General features: G+C 40.0%; 19 protein-coding genes. All 19 read left to right on the forward strand.

Annotated features, from left to right (window positions below; translation table 11 throughout):
* Positions 1-129 precede the first annotated feature (129 nt).
* The 19 genes from HP552_RS06045 (at position 130) to fliD (ending at position 18086) form a co-directional block, all read left to right on the forward strand.
* Positions 130-537 (forward strand): TIGR03826 family flagellar region protein, encoded by a 408-nt coding sequence (locus tag HP552_RS06045; protein WP_175394673.1) that lies wholly within the window; start codon positions 130-132, stop codon positions 535-537.
* A gap of 152 nt (positions 538-689) precedes the next feature.
* Complete coding sequence (gene flgM / locus HP552_RS06050) at positions 690-974, forward strand: flagellar biosynthesis anti-sigma factor FlgM (RefSeq protein WP_175394674.1); 285 nt, start codon at positions 690-692, stop codon at positions 972-974.
* Positions 975-984: 10 nt separating this feature from the next.
* Positions 985-1488: a flagellar protein FlgN gene (locus HP552_RS06055; protein ID WP_175394675.1), complete on the forward strand. Its 504-nt coding sequence runs from the start codon at positions 985-987 to the stop codon at positions 1486-1488.
* A 19-nt stretch (positions 1489-1507) separates the two neighbouring features.
* Complete coding sequence (flgK, locus tag HP552_RS06060) at positions 1508-3046, forward strand: flagellar hook-associated protein FlgK (protein WP_175394676.1); 1539 nt, start codon at positions 1508-1510, stop codon at positions 3044-3046.
* Between the two features lie 25 nt (positions 3047-3071).
* Positions 3072-3992 carry a flagellar hook-associated protein FlgL gene (gene flgL / locus HP552_RS06065; protein ID WP_175394677.1) on the forward strand — a complete coding sequence of 307 codons (921 nt, stop codon included), beginning with the start codon at positions 3072-3074 and terminating at the stop codon, positions 3990-3992.
* A gap of 18 nt (positions 3993-4010) precedes the next feature.
* On the forward strand, positions 4011-4580 hold the full coding sequence (locus HP552_RS06070; protein ID WP_175394678.1) for a DUF6470 family protein: 570 nt from the start codon (positions 4011-4013) through the stop codon (positions 4578-4580).
* Positions 4581-4631: 51 nt separating this feature from the next.
* Positions 4632-5120, forward strand: a complete 489-nt coding sequence (fliW, locus tag HP552_RS06075; protein WP_246310776.1) for a flagellar assembly protein FliW — start codon at positions 4632-4634, stop codon at positions 5118-5120.
* Position 5121: 1 nt separating this feature from the next.
* On the forward strand, positions 5122-5367 hold the full coding sequence (gene csrA, locus HP552_RS06080; RefSeq protein ID WP_175394679.1) for a carbon storage regulator CsrA: 246 nt from the start codon (positions 5122-5124) through the stop codon (positions 5365-5367).
* 144 nt (positions 5368-5511) lie between these two features.
* The gene (locus HP552_RS06085) at positions 5512-7200 is read left to right on the forward strand and encodes a flagellin N-terminal helical domain-containing protein (RefSeq protein ID WP_175394680.1); all 1689 of its coding nucleotides are present in this window, start codon (positions 5512-5514) and stop codon (positions 7198-7200) included.
* 126 nt (positions 7201-7326) lie between these two features.
* Positions 7327-9147: a motility associated factor glycosyltransferase family protein gene (locus HP552_RS06090; RefSeq protein ID WP_175394681.1), complete on the forward strand. Its 1821-nt coding sequence runs from the start codon at positions 7327-7329 to the stop codon at positions 9145-9147.
* 75 nt (positions 9148-9222) lie between these two features.
* A complete protein-coding gene (locus tag HP552_RS06095) occupies positions 9223-10200 on the forward strand; it encodes an NAD-dependent 4,6-dehydratase LegB (protein WP_175394682.1) in 978 nt (325 codons plus the stop codon).
* 12 nt (positions 10201-10212) lie between these two features.
* Complete coding sequence (locus tag HP552_RS06100) at positions 10213-11385, forward strand: LegC family aminotransferase (protein WP_175394683.1); 1173 nt, start codon at positions 10213-10215, stop codon at positions 11383-11385.
* A 26-nt stretch (positions 11386-11411) separates the two neighbouring features.
* A complete protein-coding gene (locus HP552_RS06105) occupies positions 11412-12458 on the forward strand; it encodes a sugar phosphate nucleotidyltransferase (RefSeq protein WP_175394684.1) in 1047 nt (348 codons plus the stop codon).
* Positions 12451-13077, forward strand: coding sequence for an acetyltransferase (locus tag HP552_RS06110; RefSeq protein WP_175394685.1), 627 nt, complete (start codon positions 12451-12453; stop codon positions 13075-13077). The genes HP552_RS06105 and HP552_RS06110 overlap by 8 nt, the downstream gene beginning before the upstream one ends.
* Positions 13078-13110: 33 nt before the next feature.
* Positions 13111-13992 (forward strand): hypothetical protein, encoded by an 882-nt coding sequence (locus HP552_RS06115; protein ID WP_175394686.1) that lies wholly within the window; start codon positions 13111-13113, stop codon positions 13990-13992.
* On the forward strand, positions 13967-15016 hold the full coding sequence (locus HP552_RS06120; protein WP_217506331.1) for an N-acetylneuraminate synthase family protein: 1050 nt from the start codon (positions 13967-13969) through the stop codon (positions 15014-15016). Before HP552_RS06115 ends, HP552_RS06120 begins: the two co-directional genes overlap by 26 nt.
* A 29-nt stretch (positions 15017-15045) precedes the next feature.
* Entirely contained in the window at positions 15046-15843 is a 798-nt protein-coding gene (locus tag HP552_RS06125) for a cytidylyltransferase domain-containing protein (protein WP_175394688.1), read from the forward strand.
* A gap of 272 nt (positions 15844-16115) precedes the next feature.
* Complete coding sequence (locus HP552_RS06130; protein ID WP_175394689.1) at positions 16116-16499, forward strand: flagellar protein FlaG; 384 nt, start codon at positions 16116-16118, stop codon at positions 16497-16499.
* Positions 16500-16538: 39 nt separating this feature from the next.
* The gene (gene fliD, locus HP552_RS06135) at positions 16539-18086 is read left to right on the forward strand and encodes a flagellar filament capping protein FliD (RefSeq protein WP_175394690.1); all 1548 of its coding nucleotides are present in this window, start codon (positions 16539-16541) and stop codon (positions 18084-18086) included.
* Positions 18087-18093: the final 7 nt, after the last annotated feature.

The raw sequence follows: 18093 nt of genomic DNA on the forward strand, positions 1-18093 counted from the left end.
ATTGCGCATACATGCATACTTTCCTCATGATGTATTCGTAATATGACTATGGACTTGATGTGAGAAAATAAGGTAATGTATAGTTATTATTCCTTCGGAATGAGGAAGTTTGAGAGGGGCGTTTTAGCGATGAATCTGGGTAATTGTCCTCGCTGCGGTAGATTATATGCGTTGAACTTTCGGGATGTATGCTCGAACTGTATTAAAGAAATAGAACAAGAATATCAGGTTTGCGTAGACTATCTGCGTGAACAAAAAGGTGCAAATATACAGGAATTATCCGATGCAACAGAGGTATCTATCAAACAGATTACCAAGTTCATCCGGGAGGGACGGATTTCCATCGAAAACGCCCCAAATATGATGTATCCTTGTGAAGTATGCGGAACGCTGATTCGTGAAGGACATATGTGCGACTCATGCCGTACCCGTTTGACCAAGGACTTGGCTGGGGCAGCCCGGGAAGTAGGTCAGAAGGATAACGGCAATATAGGCGGACGAACCTACAATGCTGTCGACAAACTACGGGATTCATAGGAACGAGGGCTTAAATACAAGTTTTGCTATAACAAATGTTTTGGAATGTACCGATAAACTTATTAAAGATTATCGGTTTTTTCTATTATCCTAAATGTTCGATACCATGATGATAATGTAAAAAATCCTAAGGTAAAGGAAGTGTAGCACGTATGAAAATCAATGAACCGAGTAGAATTGGTGCAATCAATTCATATCAGAGGAACGTTGAATCCAATCAACAGGCTGACGCCAAAAAAAGCCGCCGTAAGGACGAAGTATCCATTTCTCCGGAGGCGATGAAGATGCTTGAAGAGCAAAGTCGTACACAAGATGCGGCACGCATACAACGTATACAGGAACTGAAGGAGCAGGTGAGCTCGGGAACGTACCAGGTAGACAGCAGCAAGCTTGCTGACAAATTACTGCCGTACTTTAAGTCTTTTGATAAGGAATAGGTGATTAGTAATGGCAGCACTGGACAGATTAATTGCTGTTTTGCAGCAAATGGAACAAAGTCACCGCGGGATGCTGGCACTGAGCGAGATCAAGAGAGAGGCGATTGTCAAAAACGACGTGGATCAATTGATTGCTGTCATGAATAAAGAATCCAAGTTTATGAAGCAGCAGGAGCCGCTTGAAAGCGAGCGAATGAGCGCCGTCCATGAACTACTTCAGGAGCGCGGCATCAAATCCATGTTGAATTTGAACGTCACCGAGATCTCCAAGTTGATTTTTGATCCGGCTGACAAACAGCGATTGTTCGAAGTTCAGAAGAAGCTGGCCGGAACACTGCAAGAATTAAAGGAAATTAATCAATTAAATCAAAAACTGATCGAACAATCATTAATGTTCATCGATCTCTCTATGGACATGTTTGCTTCTCGACCGGAACAGGATGCCACTTATCAGCATCCTGCTGATAAGAACGGAAATCCAGGACGAATCGGACTTTTTGATACACGTGCCTGATTAATTAGGGGGAAACCAGGTGACATCTACTTTTCATTCGATTGAAACGGCTAAACGCAGTTTGTTCACACAGACGACTGCGCTTAGCACAACAGGACATAACGTAGCAAATGCCAATACGGAAGGGTATTCCCGGCAAAAGGTAAACATGCAGGCTTCCATTCCAATGGAGCCGTTTGCTTTTCTGCATAGCACCACACCAGGACAACTGGGAACAGGGGTGGAGTTCGACTCCATTACTCGTGTCCGCGAGAAGTTCCTTGACGACCAATATCGCAATGAAAATACCAACTTCGGGAGTTGGTCCATTCAGCGTGATACGCTGGAGAAATTGGAAGCCATTGTGAACGAACCATCCGATACAGGTTTCCGGACAGTTATGGATAACTTCTATAAATCTTGGTCGGATCTGAGTAAAAATCCGGAGGATGTTACAGCTCGCCGAATTGTTAAGGAAACTACGCTGGCCCTGACGGATGCGATGAACCAGATCAGCCGCCAATTGGATGCACTCAGCCAGGATCTGGACAGTAACATTTCTGTGAAAAGCAGTGAAATCCAAGGATACTTGGGCAACATTGCGAACCTCAACAGCTCCATTGTTAAGATCGAGTCTCTTGGTGACAATGCCAATGACTTACGTGACCAGCGGGACCTGATGGCAGACAAGCTGTCCAAAATCATGAATATTACGGTCACGGATTCTCTGCAAGGATACTCGATTCAGATGAATGGCCAAGCACTTGTTACAGGCGGAGCCGTTCAGACAGTCGTTGATACAGCGTTTTTGAATACGGCCTATACAGCAGGTAATCTGACGAATGGTGAAGTCCACGGTATGATCAAGTCGAGGGATACCCTGGTCAGTGATTATAAGAAACAGATGGATGACCTCGCGAACACGCTCGCAAATGGTGATATTGAAATCACGCTGCCGGCGGGCTCGGTTATCCCTGCAACGAATGCTTTAGGACTCGCAGGGGGAGCATTAGCAACGGATACGAAGGTAACTGTAAAAGGGCTCAACGGTTTGCATCAGCTTGGATATACGATGGATGGTACAACCACACCAGGTCTGCCTTTCTTTACTGCGGCAGATGGTGGAACAGCGATCACGGCAGGCAATATCTCTTTAAATGCCGTGATTCAGGCTGATCCCAACAAAATTGCGACATCGCTGCGGACTACGGATGCCTCTGGGACAGAAACCGTGATCAAAGGGAACAATACACTTGCAATTTTACTTGCTAACCTCAAAGATACACCAATGAAGTCAGCTGATGAACTTCGGAATGCAACAATTGGTGCTCAGTTTAGTGCGATTGTAGGGCAGCTCGGGGTCCAATCCCAGGAAGCCGCTCGTCAGACATCGAACTCGGAGTTTCTTGTAGAACAAGTGGATACGCGCCGTCAATCGGTTAGTGGTGTGTCTCTGGATGAAGAGATGGCTAACATGATCAAGTTCCAGCATGCTTATAGTGCTTCAGCACGTTTTATGACCACATATGATGAATTGCTTGATAAATTGATTAATTCTACTGGCACGGTAGGCAGATAATTGAAGGGAGTGACATAAACGGACCATGAGAATTACGAATAACATGCTAAGTTCACAGTTGCTTTTGAACCTGAACCGGAATGCACAGCAGATGAATAACACCCAAACCCAACTGGCGACAGGTCGTAAAATTAACAAACCTTCTGATGACCCGGTAGGGATCACGTACTCTCTTCGTTATCGGGCAGAGCTGTCATCCAATGAGCAGTATCAGAAAAACGTAGACAGCGCGGTTTCCTGGCTGGAGTTTAATGATACGGTGATGAATCAGGCAGGTAATGTTGTGCAACGTCTGCGTGAGTTGACGGTACAGGCTTCAACAGGGACGAATCCTCAATCTGCATTAGATAGCATCAACGAGGAAGTGAAGCAACTCAAGGAGCAGTTGATCGATATCTCCAACAGTAAGCTGAACGGTAAATATGTCTTTAATGGTGAAACCTATGACGTGAAGCCATATGAATTCCCTTCCAATGCAGATGGTACGTATGATACAACCAATGCTGCATCAATTGTGACGGATAAAGGAAAGATTAATTTCATTGTGGGTGAAAGTGTACAGCTGCCTATCAATGTGAGCGGGAATGAAGTGTTTGGAACAGAGACGGAAGAGGATAACCTCTTTGTCATTGTAAATACGATTATGAAGGCGTTGACTGAGGGCGATCAAAAAGAGCTGTCCAATCAGTTGGATAACATTGATAGCCGTACAGATAAAATGCTGGCGATCCGCTCCGAGATTGGTGCCAAAACCAACCGGGTGGATTTGATGATGGGTCGTCTGGAGGATCTGGGCATCAACCTGACTGATCTGCAATCCAAGGTAGAAGACGCGGATTACGCGGAACTTGCAATGCAATCCAAAATTCAGGAAAACATCTACAATGCTTCCTTGTCTGCAGGTGCAAAAATTATCTCTCCATCTTTGGTGGATTTCCTGAGATAATAAAGGAGGGGTTAACTTATGAAGACTCTTCCTGTCGTTCAGATTCGTACCACCCCCTCGATCCTGAATATTGATGCAGATCCAGGACAATACTCGATTCGGCAGCCGAAAGCGGATGTTCAGTTGAACACCAAGCCAGCGAAGCTAACTGTCGAGAGCCATCCAATCGAGCTCCATGTGGATCAGAGCAGAGCCTTTTCAGCTTACACAGGTGGGAACATGATTGATATGAATGCCCGTATCTATTCGGGAATTCAACAGCAGTTTTTGCAAAATATAGCCTCGCGTGTACAACAGGGCAACGAGTTGGCGGCTATTCATAAACCAGGCAACACGATTGCCAACATTATCGGTTCAGACTGGCAGCCTCAACCGTTTCCGGAGACAAGAACCCCGGCCTCATTTGATAATGTAGATACTCGAGTTATTACAAGGCCACCCGATATCAGCTATGAACCAGCCGTCTCTGAAATGAATGTCATTGTGAATAAACCGGAGATTGAGTATCAGAGGGGTAAGCTGGACATTTATGTAAAGCAGTATTCATCAGTGCAATATACACCGCCTGCTATAGATATGGGGTTGTAAGTTATAATGTGAGCTATAGACGGTCTCGGAAACAGCCCTCTATGGCTCTTTTTGTATAAAAAAACCATCGCCAAGGAGGCGTTTATTATTCTTATTCAGACAAGCATGTGGGGAGAAGTAGAGGTTCAAAAGAAAGATATCTATCAATTTCATAAAGGATTACCAGGGTTCGAAGATGAAACTGAATTTGCATTAATTCCATGGGAAGATACGCCATTTAGTTATTTACAATCTGTTCGAGAAAAAGATCTGTCCTTTTTACTAGTAAGTCCCTTTACGTTTGTTTCAGATTATAGCTTTGAACTGAGCGAAGTAGACAAGGAAGAGCTGGAAATCTCAGAACAGGTTTCAGTATATTCTCTGGTTACAATACATTCCCAAGCGAGCAAATCTACCATGAATCTTCTTGCACCTGTTGTGCTCAATCCGCAGAAATGCCTTGGTAAACAAGTTGTACTGCATCAATCTATATATGAGACGCGCCATCTGATCTGGTCTGATGACGAAGAGCAAGCTAAATCCGTGAAGGGTGGGGTTTAATATGCTGGTATTATCACGAAAAAAGGGCGAGTCTATTATCATTCAAGACCACATTGAAGTTACGGTACTCGCAGTCGAAGGAGATACCGTGCGCATCGGGATATCTGCACCAAAACATATTGATATATTCCGTCAAGAGATCTATGCATCCATTCAAGAGGCTAACCGTGAGTCTGCTACACCTCTTGCTGCTAATGTTGAAGCGTTTATGGAACGCTTAAGAAATAATGGATTAAAAAAAGATTGAAAATATTCCGATTTGCTATAAACAGTTGTTCACCTTCCGTCGATATATAATTTAGACGCTGCTTCGGCAGGGCGGCCGACCTTAATGTCGCGGCGTTTACCACAAGGATGTGGAACTAATTTATTTTCAGGGAGGAAACACTCAATGATTATCAACCACAATATCCCGGCGTTGAACACTCACCGCCAATTGTCCATCAACACTAGCAACACTAACAAAAACATCGAAAAATTGTCTTCCGGTCTTCGCATCAACCGTGCTGGTGACGATGCTGCTGGTTTGGCAATTTCCGAAAAAATGCGCGGCCAAATCCGTGGTTTGGACCAAGCTTCCCGTAACGCTCAAGATGGTATCTCTTTGATCCAAACAGCTGAGGGTGCATTGAACGAAACTCACTCCATCCTGCAACGTATGCGTGAGCTTTCCAACCAATCCGCTAACGGAACAAACACGGATTCTGACCGTCAAGCATTGCAAGACGAGATGAACCAACTGACTTCCGAGATCAACCGTATCGGTAACACAACTGAGTTCAATACTCAAAAATTGCTTAACGGTGGTATCGGTTCCGGTGACAACCAAAAGCTGACAGAAGCTACACAAGCTAAAATAACAGCGACTGCAGCTATTACAGCTGGTGATATTGCATTTACTGCTGGTTCTACTATCGTTGTTGATAACAGAACGTTTGATCTTTCAAGCGTAACTGTTGATGTATCGTCAACTGCTAATGCTGTAGATACTGCAAAAGCATTGAAAACGGCATTGGATGCAACAACATCTGGTGGAGTTAAGTTGTCTGATTTGGTTGACATTAAAGTTGGTGCTACAGGTACGCTTGAGTACGCTGCGAAGTCTTCTGGTTCAACAAGTGAGTTGAAGTTTACTGGAGCTAATGCTAAATTTGGTTTGGCTGCAGCACAAGTCGGTACAACAGTTAAAGGTGATCCGGCAACTGTAGAACGTGCAGGACTTCAAGGAGCAACAGCTCTTACTGCAGCCGCTGTATCCATTGCTTCTGGTTCTACAATCAAGTTCACTATTGGTTCTGAGAGTGAAGTAACTGTTAACCTGAACACCGGTACTACTGCAAAAACGTATGATACTACAAACACTGATGCTAACGTTGCTAAAGCAGCTATGGAGTCACTCGTTAAAGATTTGAATGCATCTTTGCAGGCAGCTGGCTTGGACAGCAAAGTTACAGCTTCATTGTCAAAAGACAACGAACTTCAGTTCCTTTCCGAAACAGGTAAGGATATTCAATTGGGTGCAGGTACTACTGCATTAGGTCTGGGTATCGCAAGTACTGCAGCAATTGGAAACGTTGAGCAAGTCGTTGGTGCTGGTGCTCAAGGCGTAGGCTTCTCCACGAAGTTCCAAATTGGTGCAAATACAGGTCAATCCATGTCCTTGCAAATTAACGATGTTCGTGCAGCGGCATTGGGAATCACAGGTAATGCTGGACAAGCTGGTTTCACAAAAGATAACAATGTTACTAACGGTTCCAACGATATCAAAGCTGAAGCAGCTTTGAACATCTCCACTCGTGAAGATGCTTCCAAAGCAATCGCAGTTCTGGACAAAGCAACTTCCCTGGTTTCCAGCGAACGCGCTAAACTGGGTGCTGTTCAAAACCGTTTGGAACACACCATTAACAACCTGGGAACAGCTTCTGAGAACCTGACAGCTGCTGAATCCCGTATCCGTGACGTTGATATGGCGAAAGAAATGATGAGCCAAACGAAAAACAACATCCTGGCTCAAGCAGCTCAAGCTATGTTGGCTCAGGCAAATCAACAGCCGCAAGGCGTACTGCAATTGCTGAGATAATTAAAGCTTAGAGGTAGTTTATTTTAAATGCATTCTTTATCATTTGAAGAAAGCCCCACTTGGTGGGGCTTTCTTGTTATAATTATATTGTAGATTCACGATGAAATTTTGCATAAGGGGACAAGGATGATGGATTTATTGAATCGTAATATTGAAATTCTATCGGCTAACCCTGACCATTGGATTGGATTGCCGGATGAAAAAGAACTAAATCAATCTTCTATTAATGTGAATAGCGAAGGAAATGAGATATTTTTGGATGGGAATAAAATCTTCACTCTGAAAAGTGATTTCGATGCCTCAAATCAACCCAATCCATTAAAAAGAGAGCTTATTTTTGTTGTTGGCATACAATCTGTTGAGGAAATCAAGAAAGTTATTGCGTTAAAGGGAAGTGAATCTTTATTAGTCATTATTGAGCCTAATGGCTCTCTATTTAATTATTCTCTGCATCAGAAGGATCTTTCTTTTCTTCATACAACAACTGGAGTCGTTTTATTTGCCGATAAGATCAGTAACTTATCATTATTTCTAGATAAGTTTCTATTGACGAACGCTATCTTTTATGTAAAAACTATAAAATTTTATTTTACGCATTTCTATCGTGAACAAGATATTCAGCCAAGTGTAGCCATAGTAAGAGTAATTAAAGAGATAGTAAACTATAAAACAATGATGTATGGAAATTCAGTAGAAGACAGCTTGATCGGATTCAAACATAACATGAAAAACCTCAAGCATCTTACTCGTTCCAAAAATGTATCACTACTTAAGAACACAATGAAAAACGTGCCAGCGGTTGTTGTGGCTGCCGGCCCGTCTCTAAATAAGAATATTGAGCAGTTGCATTCTATGAAAGATAACGTAGTAATTATTGCTGTAGACACGATCGCTCAACGCCTTTGCAATGAAGGGATTATTCCCGACTTTATTTGTTCAATTGAAAGAGAAGTTGAAACATATACTTATTTCTATGAAGGTAAGACTTACCCTGTTCAGTCAACACTTGTTGGGCCGCTAGTTTTGTACCCTGAAATCTTTGAACAGTATCATGGACAGCTCTTAATACCAATGAGAGAAGGAGTGGGCGAGTATATTTGGTTAAAAGATGTTCTAGGATTAAAAGGTGATAACTCTATTAGTATTGGTTTATCTTGCGCTCATGTAGCTTTTGGGGTTGCTGAGCACATTGGAGCATCACCCATTATATTATTAGGACAGGATCTCGCGTATGGAAACGCTGTTGGAGAAACACATGCTGGAGGGACAATTTATGATGATGAAGAATTAACTAACAGTATGTTTTCAGCCAAAGTTAATTTGGAGACAGAAGGTTACTACGGCGGATTAGTTACTACGACAGAAACATGGAATACCTTCAGAACGTGGTTTGAGATGGAGATTGCTACTAAAAGTCTTACTGTAATTAACGCAACAGAAGGTGGATCAAAAATAGCACATACCCAACAGTTAAGTTTGGTAGAAGTGGAAGAACAATATTGTAAAACTAAAATAACACCTGTATTAGAAATACTTCAAGGTATAGAGAATTATCCTCTCGAGAAGAAGAAGATGAAGCAAGTAATGAGAGAACAGTATAGATATCTTTATGACATTAAACTGCAATTTGAGAAACAACAAAAGCAAGTTAGACGCTTGAAAATAAACGGACATTCCTCTGAAACTGAACTAAAAGAAGCACTGAAAAAGGTTGATCAGACAGAGGGTTTTTTCAAATTAGTTATGGACAATTGGTTACTACGTCATTGCTTACAGCCAGCCATGATTAATTCAGTGTGGAACTTATATACTATAGAGCGTGTTAATACTGCTGATAATATAATCAAAGCACAGAAAGCCAACCTTGGGTTCTTGGATATCGGTGTTTATGCATTAAATGAGATTACGAACTTACTAGCGGAAGCCGCTAAGAGTTTGGAAGAGTAAACTTATTAAGTTTAAGTGGAAATATTAAGGGAAATGCATTCTGTCTTAGAATAACTTTTGAAATGAGTGATTGTATTGAAAGTTTTAGTTACAGGAGCTGATGGTTTTATTGGTAGCCATCTAACTGAGCGATTAGTTAGGCAAGGTTATAATGTCAAAGCATTTGTATATTATAACTCATTTGGTTCCTGGGGATGGATAGATACTTTACCTAAGGAAATCAAGCAAGAAATCGAAGTGTTTAGCGGAGATATTCGTGATCCCAATGGGGTGAAAACTTCAATGAGCGGGATGGATACAGTTTTTCATTTGGCTGCACTTATTGCTATACCCTTTAGTTACCACTCACCAGACACTTATGTGGATACCAATATTAAGGGTACCTTAAATGTTTTACAAGCTGCCAAGGAGCTTGATACATCTAGAGTTTTAGTGACTTCAACTTCGGAAGTGTATGGAACAGCTCAGTATGTGCCTATGGATGAAAAGCATCCTTTTCAAGGTCAATCTCCGTACTCGGCTACAAAAATTGGAGCTGACCGATTAGCAGAATCATTTTATAGAAGCTTTAATATGCCAATAACCATTGTAAGACCTTTTAATACGTACGGTCCTAGACAATCAGCCAGAGCAGTAATTCCTACGATTATTACACAGCTCCTTGCTGGAAGGACAGAGGTTAAGCTTGGCTCTCTCACCCCAACACGTGATTTTAACTATGTAAAGGATACGGTGGAAGGTTTTATTGAGATAGCTAAGACGGGTTTAACTATCGGTGAAGAAATTAATATTGCTACGCAACAGGAAATATCCATAGGACAGCTTGCTGAGGAACTAATTAGACAGATTAACCCTGATGCAAAAATTGTATGTGATGATCAAAGGCTACGACCTGAAAAAAGTGAAGTGGATCGTCTTTTGGGCTCTAACGAGAAGATTAAATCTTTAACCAACTGGCAACAGCAATTCACATTTGAGCAAGGAATGGCAGAAACGATAGAGTTCTTCAGGGACAACCTGGATAAATATAAATCTGATATGTATAACATATAGTCAGGAGAAGAAATGGAACAAAAATTTATACCTCTATCAGTACCTAATCTTAAAGGAAATGAACTTGACTATGTTACTCAAGCTGTTCAGTCAGAGTGGGTATCCACTGGAGGACCCTTCGTAACTAAGTTTGAGGAATGTGTCGCTGCATATGTACAAGCAGAGGGCGCTGTGTCCTGTCAGAGCGGAACAGCAGGGCTTCATATTGCTTTGGAGGTTTGTGGAGTTAAAAGGGAAGATGAGGTGCTGGTACCATCCTTAACCTTTATAGCAGCAGTTAATCCCGTCAGATACGTTGGGGCACATCCTGTTTTTATGGACTGTGATGACTCACTAACGATTTCCCCAGATAAGCTAGAAGTTTTTTGTGAACAGCAGTGTAGCTTCATAGATGGAAAACTTTTGAATAATTTTTCAAATAGAGAAGTTAAGGCAATCATTGTTGTTCATGTGTTTGGTAATATGACAGACATGGTGAAAATCGTGAAAGTTGCTAGTAAATATAATTTAAAAGTTATAGAAGATGCAACAGAAGCATTAGGAACCCATTATACGAGTGGATTCTATAGTGGGCGATATGCTGGAACAATTGGAGATATTGGCGTGTATTCTTTCAACGGAAACAAAATTATTACCACCGGTGGAGGTGGAATGATTGTTTCCAACGATAAGAAACTATTGAGACGGTCAAAACATTTAACCACGCAGGCTAAAAGCGATGAGTTATATTATACCCATGATGAAGTCGGATATAACTATCGTATGACTAATCTTCAGGCCGCGTTAGGGATTGCTCAGATGGAACAGTTAGAGCAGTTCATCGAAACAAAAAAAAGAAATTTCGAGTTGTATCAGGAGCTGGTTTACAACATAGAAGGATTACATCTAATTGAGTATAGAGAAGGAACCAGAGCAAACTATTGGTTCTATGCTTTATATGTAGATGAGACTTATCCTCTTAATCGAGATGGATTAATGAAGTTTTTAGCTGAGAACAAAGTTCAAACAAGACCTATATGGGGATTAATTAATAATCAGAGGCCGTATATTAATGATCAAGCATACAGGATTGAAAGAGCTGTTGATTATTTGGAACATATCGTTAATATTCCATGCAGCTCTAACTTGAATGAAACAGACATAAAATATGTTTGTGAACTTCTATCTTATCCAGTGAATAAATGACACTAAACAGCACGGAGGGAATCTTCATGGATGTAAAGGACCTATTAATTGACGAGAATTGCACCGTACTAGAGTCAATGCGAGTTCTGGATAGAGTTTCTAAAAAGATCCTTTTTGTGGAGCGGGAGGGGCAATTTGTAGCTACGATCACAAACGGTGACATTAGGAGGTGGATATTAAGAAAAGGTAGTTTGGATGAAAAAGTTAGTAAAATAGCAAACTATCAACCGAAATATTTGCTAGAGAGTGAAAAGGCTATGGCTCGAGATTATATGAAGAAAAATTTTATAGAAGGCATCCCTATACTAGATGACAATAAGGATATTGTGTCTATTGTTTTGTGGAATGATGAGGAGTTTGGAGTTAAGCGTTCATTGGATGCTCAGGTTGTAATAATGGCGGGTGGTTTGGGTACGAGATTATATCCATATACTAAGATTTTACCTAAGCCACTGATTCCAATTGGTGAGATTCCTATTGTTGAACATATTATTAATCGTTTCTTACCTTATGAAGTCAATCAATTCTCTCTGATTGTAAATCATAAAAAAAATATGATAAAAGCCTATTTTAACGAAATAAAAAAAAATTACGAAGTTAACTACATCGATGAAGATATTCCTCTGGGTACAGGAGGGGGATTAAGCTTGTTGAAGGGTAAAATTAATAGCACATTCATACTATCCAATTGTGATATTTTAATAGATGAAGATTATGAGAAAATATACAACCATCATAAAAGTGAAGAGAACTTGATTACAATGGTATGTTCATTGAAAAACGTTAGAATCCCTTATGGGGTTGTAGAAATAAGTGAAACAGGACAAATAGAAAATATAAAGGAGAAGCCGGAATTTTCCTTTTTTACAAATACAGGTATGTACATTGTTGAGCCTCAAGTTATTGAAGAACTTGAGCAGGATACTGCGATAGGTTTTCCAGATATTATTGAGAAGTATAAAGAAAAAGGAGCTAAAATCGGTGTGTTCCCTATAAGCGAAAATAGTTGGTTGGATATGGGGCAACTAGACGAAATGGAAGAGATGAGAAGAAGGCTCGAGAGAGATGAGTAGAAAAATACTGCTGATTGGTGGAGGTGGACATTGTAAATCTGTATTGGACAGCTTGTTATATTATGACAACATATCCGAAATAGGTATAATCGACCAAAAGCAAAATGTAGGGAAGGAAATCATTGGGATTTCTATTATTGGATGCGATAAAGATATACCTCGATTATTTACAAAAGGTTACAACGAAGCTTTTGTTACCCTTGGGAACTCGAAGCAAAGAAGTATGTTTTTTCAGACTATAAGTAAAATAGGATTTGAAATGCCTATTATTACCGATAAGTCTGCAATAGTGAGTGAAAATGTGAAGTTAGGCTCAGGTTCGTTTATTGGAAAACGGGCAATTGTCAATGCGGGTTCATGTATAGGAAAAGGAGCAATTGTTAATTCAGGGGCAATCGTTGAGCACGATTGTATAATTGGTGACTTTGCGCATGTTTCTCCAGGTACAGTACTATGTGGAGGAGTAGAGATTGGTGAAGATACACATGTTGGAGCCAATAGTGTTATTAGACAACAATTAAAAATAGGTTCGGGTACCACTATAGGTATGGGAAGTGTTGTAGTGGAAAATATACGTAATAATGTTGTGGCTTATGGGAACCCCTGCAAGGTTGTCTGATAAGGACGAAGTGGTGTTCGGAAGGTGGATTTCATGAAAATCGCGTTTGGAACTGTCATATATAAGGAGTCATTTTTGTACTTGACTGATTATGCTAAGTCTATTAATAGCCAAGATACTACTGAGTTTGATCTTCTTCTTTTAAACGACAATCTTGATAATGGAGAGGTTCAACACTTAATTTCATATTTTGATACACATGTGCATTTATGGAATGGAAAGGCCGGTAGCCTTCCATCTGAATTAAGAGTAGAGCTTATAAAAAGAGCCAAAAAATTAGGATATGATCTTTTAGTTTTAGGCGATTTTGATGATACATTTTCTGAAAATAGAATTTCTAAAATACAGTCACGATATGAAAAGAACGTAGCTTTTTACTATAATGAGCTATACTATTCTGATCGACTGAAGAGTTTCTTTGAAACATTACCTGCACAGACACATGAGATTGATTCGATTTTAGAATGTAATTATCTGGGACTAAGTAATACTGCAATAAATCTCAATGCAATCAGTTATGAGCTTATTGAGAAATTGAATGTGAGTAATGGGCCTATTTTTGATTGGTTCATGTATTCTGTTTTATTAATGGAAGGATGTAAAGGGATAAAGGTAGATCGATGTAAAACCTATTACAGGATTCATGAGAATAATGTTGCAGGTGAAATTAGTAATACTCTAGATGCTGTGCATAAGGAAATTGAGGTGAAACTTATGCATTACGAGCACCTTAAGACTTTGTATCCTGAATTCGCTCGGTTGCTTAGGCTGTATGAGAAACTGAGAGATAGATTAGATGATAGTAAGTTTGATATATTTCCTCTCGTTAAAGAAACAAATGATTTTTGGTGGGGAAACTTAAAATTGGGTCAGATTGGAGATGGAACTTTTGAAATTCAAAGACAAGGAAATTAAAAATTATACTAAGCCCTATATTATTGCTGAAATTGGAGCTAACCACAATGGTGATATGGAACTTGCGAAGGAAATGATTGATGCTGCAGTAAAATGTGGGGTTGACGCGGTTAAATTTCAATCATGGACTAACAAGTCATTAATTGCACAAGCTGAGTATGATCGTAACCAAAAGTATGATGATTCAGCTAAAAAGCATTTTGGGTCTCTAGAGGAAATGGTTGATAAGTATTATTTACGTAAAGAACAACATTACATCTTAAAAGAATATTGCTCTGAGAAGGGTGTAGAGTTCTGTTCGACTCCCTTCTCAGAGGAAGAGGTTGATCTTTTGGATGAGATTGGAGTTCCATTTTATAAAGTTGCCTCGATGGATATCAACAATTATAGACTTTTGAAATATATTGCAAAGAAAATGAAACCTGTTATTCTTTCAACAGGAATGTCCACGCTGGCCGAAATTGAACAGGCAGTTCAAGCTATAGAGTCTACTGGCAATAAAAATATAGTGATTTTGCACTGTATCTCTATTTATCCTCCAGCACCAAAAGACATTCATTTAAACAATATCTTAACGCTTCAGAGAATATTTCCCTCCTACCCCGTGGGATTCTCGGATCACACAATTGGAATCTCAGTTCCCTTAGCTGCAGTAGCGTTGGGAGCAGCAGTTATTGAAAAACATTTCACAACAGATAAAGACCTACCGGGCTGGGATCATGAAGTGTCTGCAGATCCTTCCGAAATGAAATTGATAGTTAAAGAAAGTGGGATCATTTCTGATGCTCTTGGTAGTTTCCAAAGAACTGTATCGAAGGCTGAACAAAATAAGAAAGATAAATTTAGACGTAGTATTGTTTTAACAAAGGATATGAAGCAAGGGGAAATAATCTTGGCTGAGGATCTGACATTCAAAAGACCGGGAACGCATATTAGTCCTGATCAAGAGCAGTATGTGATAGGCAGAACTCTAAAAAAAGATATGAAGCAGGACGAGCTGCTTAATTGGTGTGATTTGTTGTAATTAAATTCATTTAAAGGAGTGAGCAATCCATGAAAGTTGTAGCATGTATCATTGCACGAACTAATTCTACACGCTTACCCAAAAAAGTGCTGAAAGAGATTAATGGCAAAGCGCTTATCGAACATATCATAGAACGAGTGAAGCTAGTTCAAGGAATTGACGAAATATATATTGCTACTTCCAACAATCCAGGTGATAGTGTTCTGGGAGAAATAGCTAAAAAAAATAATGTTAAAATATTCTATGGAAGTGAAAATTCCGTTATTGAAAGAATGTTAGGAATAGCTGAATTGGAACAAGCAACCCATTTGATTAGAATAACGGGTGACAATATTTTTACAGACCCATATATCTTGGAAAACACGCTAAAGTATCACAAAGAATACCAATCTGAGTATTCAAGAGCAGAATATTTATCTCTTGGTGCTACAGCTGAGGTAATGAATATTGAGGCATTAAAACGTTGTTATCAAGCAATAGATCCTGAAAAGAGTGAGTATTTGTTTTATTACATTTTTGATCCTGAAAATTATAAAACTTTAGTACTAGTTCCAGAAGATGACCATCGAAAGGAGTATACAAGTCTTACAGTGGACACGATTGAAGACTTTGAGAGAAGTGAGTTCATATTTAATCGCATCGCATCAAAAGTAATTAGTTATAAGGATATAATTGCTTTGAGTGAACAAGAAGAAATCCCTTCATTTCATATAGATGGGAAATATAAAATTAAATTACCAGATAACGTTGTGATTGATTATAGTGATTTTAGAGAAATAATAAATGCTAGAATAGCACAAAGCACTATAGTGAAATATAAAATTTAGTAATAACATTAATTGAGGTAGATGAAATTGCAATGGTTTCGTGGTTTCTTTAGCTTACGTAAAGAGAGGGCGAAATCATTGCTAATGAGTCCAAGTATTTAGTTGATAAAATGAATTTTAAATCACATTAGTGATTTTTTTCACATTTAATTATGGTTAATCTCATGGGATAAATCAATTATGTTTTTAGGGATTTTACATATTTTCTAAAGCTGGACAGCCCATACGCCGATATATACTATAAATGCGAAATAGTTGGAGGTCGTTCAAGGGTGAACATTCAATTTTCCTTATCTGCTGCCTCATCTGCAAGCCCTGCAGTAGAGGTACAGCACCCGGCAGGCGCTTCTCAAGCGGGAACCGACACATCATACATCAAGACAGCGAAAGAAGCCTATACCAAAGAAAAACAGGGTATGAATTTATCTGTGGGCGAAGAGCTACTGATCCGTAACATTGATCGAGCAGTGAAAGCCCTCCAAGGTCCAGAAACGACACTGGACATCAGCATCCATGAGAAGACACATGATATTATGGTCAAGGTGCTAAATAAGGAAACAGGTGAAGTGCTTCGCGAGATTCCGCCTGAGAAGACACTGGATCTGGTAGCCAAGATGATGGAAATAGCGGGCATCCTGATCGACGAGAAAGTATAAAACTACAGATTATATTCTAACGAGTGGGGAGTTGAATTTATGCGTATAAACGGATTCTCCGGTATGGACATTGATAGTATGGTCAAAGAACTAATGACAGCCAAACGAGCTCCACTGGATAAATTGAACCAGAAAAAGACACTTCTCGAATGGCAGCGTGATAGCTACCGTGAATTGAACAGTAAGATGTATGAATTCCGCAATACCAAACTACAGAACACATACAGGCAGTCTGCAGCCCTTAATACACAAAAAGCAGTGGTAACAGGCAACACGGATGCGGTTAAAGCCGAAGCGGGTGCAGCAGCTAACGGAATAAAAATGGAAGTGTCCGTCGAACAATTGGCTACCGCAAAAGCAAAGCAAACGGATGGAAAAGGTCTAGGATATAATTCCAAGCAATCACTTGCAGAGCTAGAAAAGGGAATTAAGTCTGGAGAATCAACGGCAAGTTTAGGGACAAGTGAATATGAAAAAAAATACAAAATCAAAATAAATGATGTCGAGATGACATTTACTGGTCAAGATACGGTTTCTTCTGTCATTGCGAAAATCAATAGTAATTCTAGTATGAATGTGAAGGCAAGTTTTGATGAACTAACAGGTAAGTTCACCGTTTCCGCAATAGAGTTAGGTGGGAGTGGTAAACTCGAATTGGGAACACTTAAAGCTGAGGAAAACTCTATGTTTGACGTGTTCGGTGGAAACCTAGACGATGTGGAAAATAGTGGTCTTAATGCAAGTGTGTCTATTAATGGAGTTAAATTGAGCCCTCCTCCTACGAGTAATGTAATAACTTATAATGGTGTGCAGATGAATCTTTTAAAGGAAACTGTCACGAAAACAAAAGACTCGAATGGGAATGACATAATCACAGACAACCCCTTTACAATTACAACGCAAAGCGATCCGGATAAAGCACTTGAAACCGTCAAAGCTTTCATTGAAGATTACAATAAAATGCTTGTTATGTTAAACACGAAAATTGGTGAGGAAAAGTATCGAACCTTCCAACCGCTTACCTCCGAACAGCGCAGTGCCATGTCAGAAAGTGACATTAAACTGTGGGAAGAAAAGGCCAAGAGCGGCCTGCTCAAAAATGATGATATTCTCACCAGCCTCGCTTCTACGATGAGAACCATCATGGGCGAGAAAATGGGAGAACTAAGCAATATTGGCATCACGGGCGGTAAGTATTATGAAAATGGGAAAATCTATCTGGACGAGGAAAAGTTCAAAACGGCTATAATGGATAATCCGCAGCAGATCTCCGATCTTTTGCAAGGTACTGGAACGGGTGCGGATAACTCCATTTTTGGCAAGCTGTACAAAGAGATGGATACAGCAATGACCAAAGTTGCAGAACGTGCAGGTACGACCAAATTTAGCGGTGATGTTAACAGCCTTTACAAGGAAGAGAGCGTCATGGGTAAAACGCTGAAGGGATACAACACTGAAATCACCGCTTTAGAAAGAAGATTGACTGACATGGAGAATCGTTACTACAAACAGTTCACCGCAATGGAAACCGCAATGACGAAGTACCAGAATCAGGCGTCCAGCTTATCCAGCTTCTTTGCAAGTTAAACATTTA

Source organism: Paenibacillus xylanilyticus (assembly GCF_013359935.1).
Taxonomy (GTDB): Bacteria; Bacillota; Bacilli; order Paenibacillales; family Paenibacillaceae; genus Paenibacillus; species Paenibacillus xylanilyticus.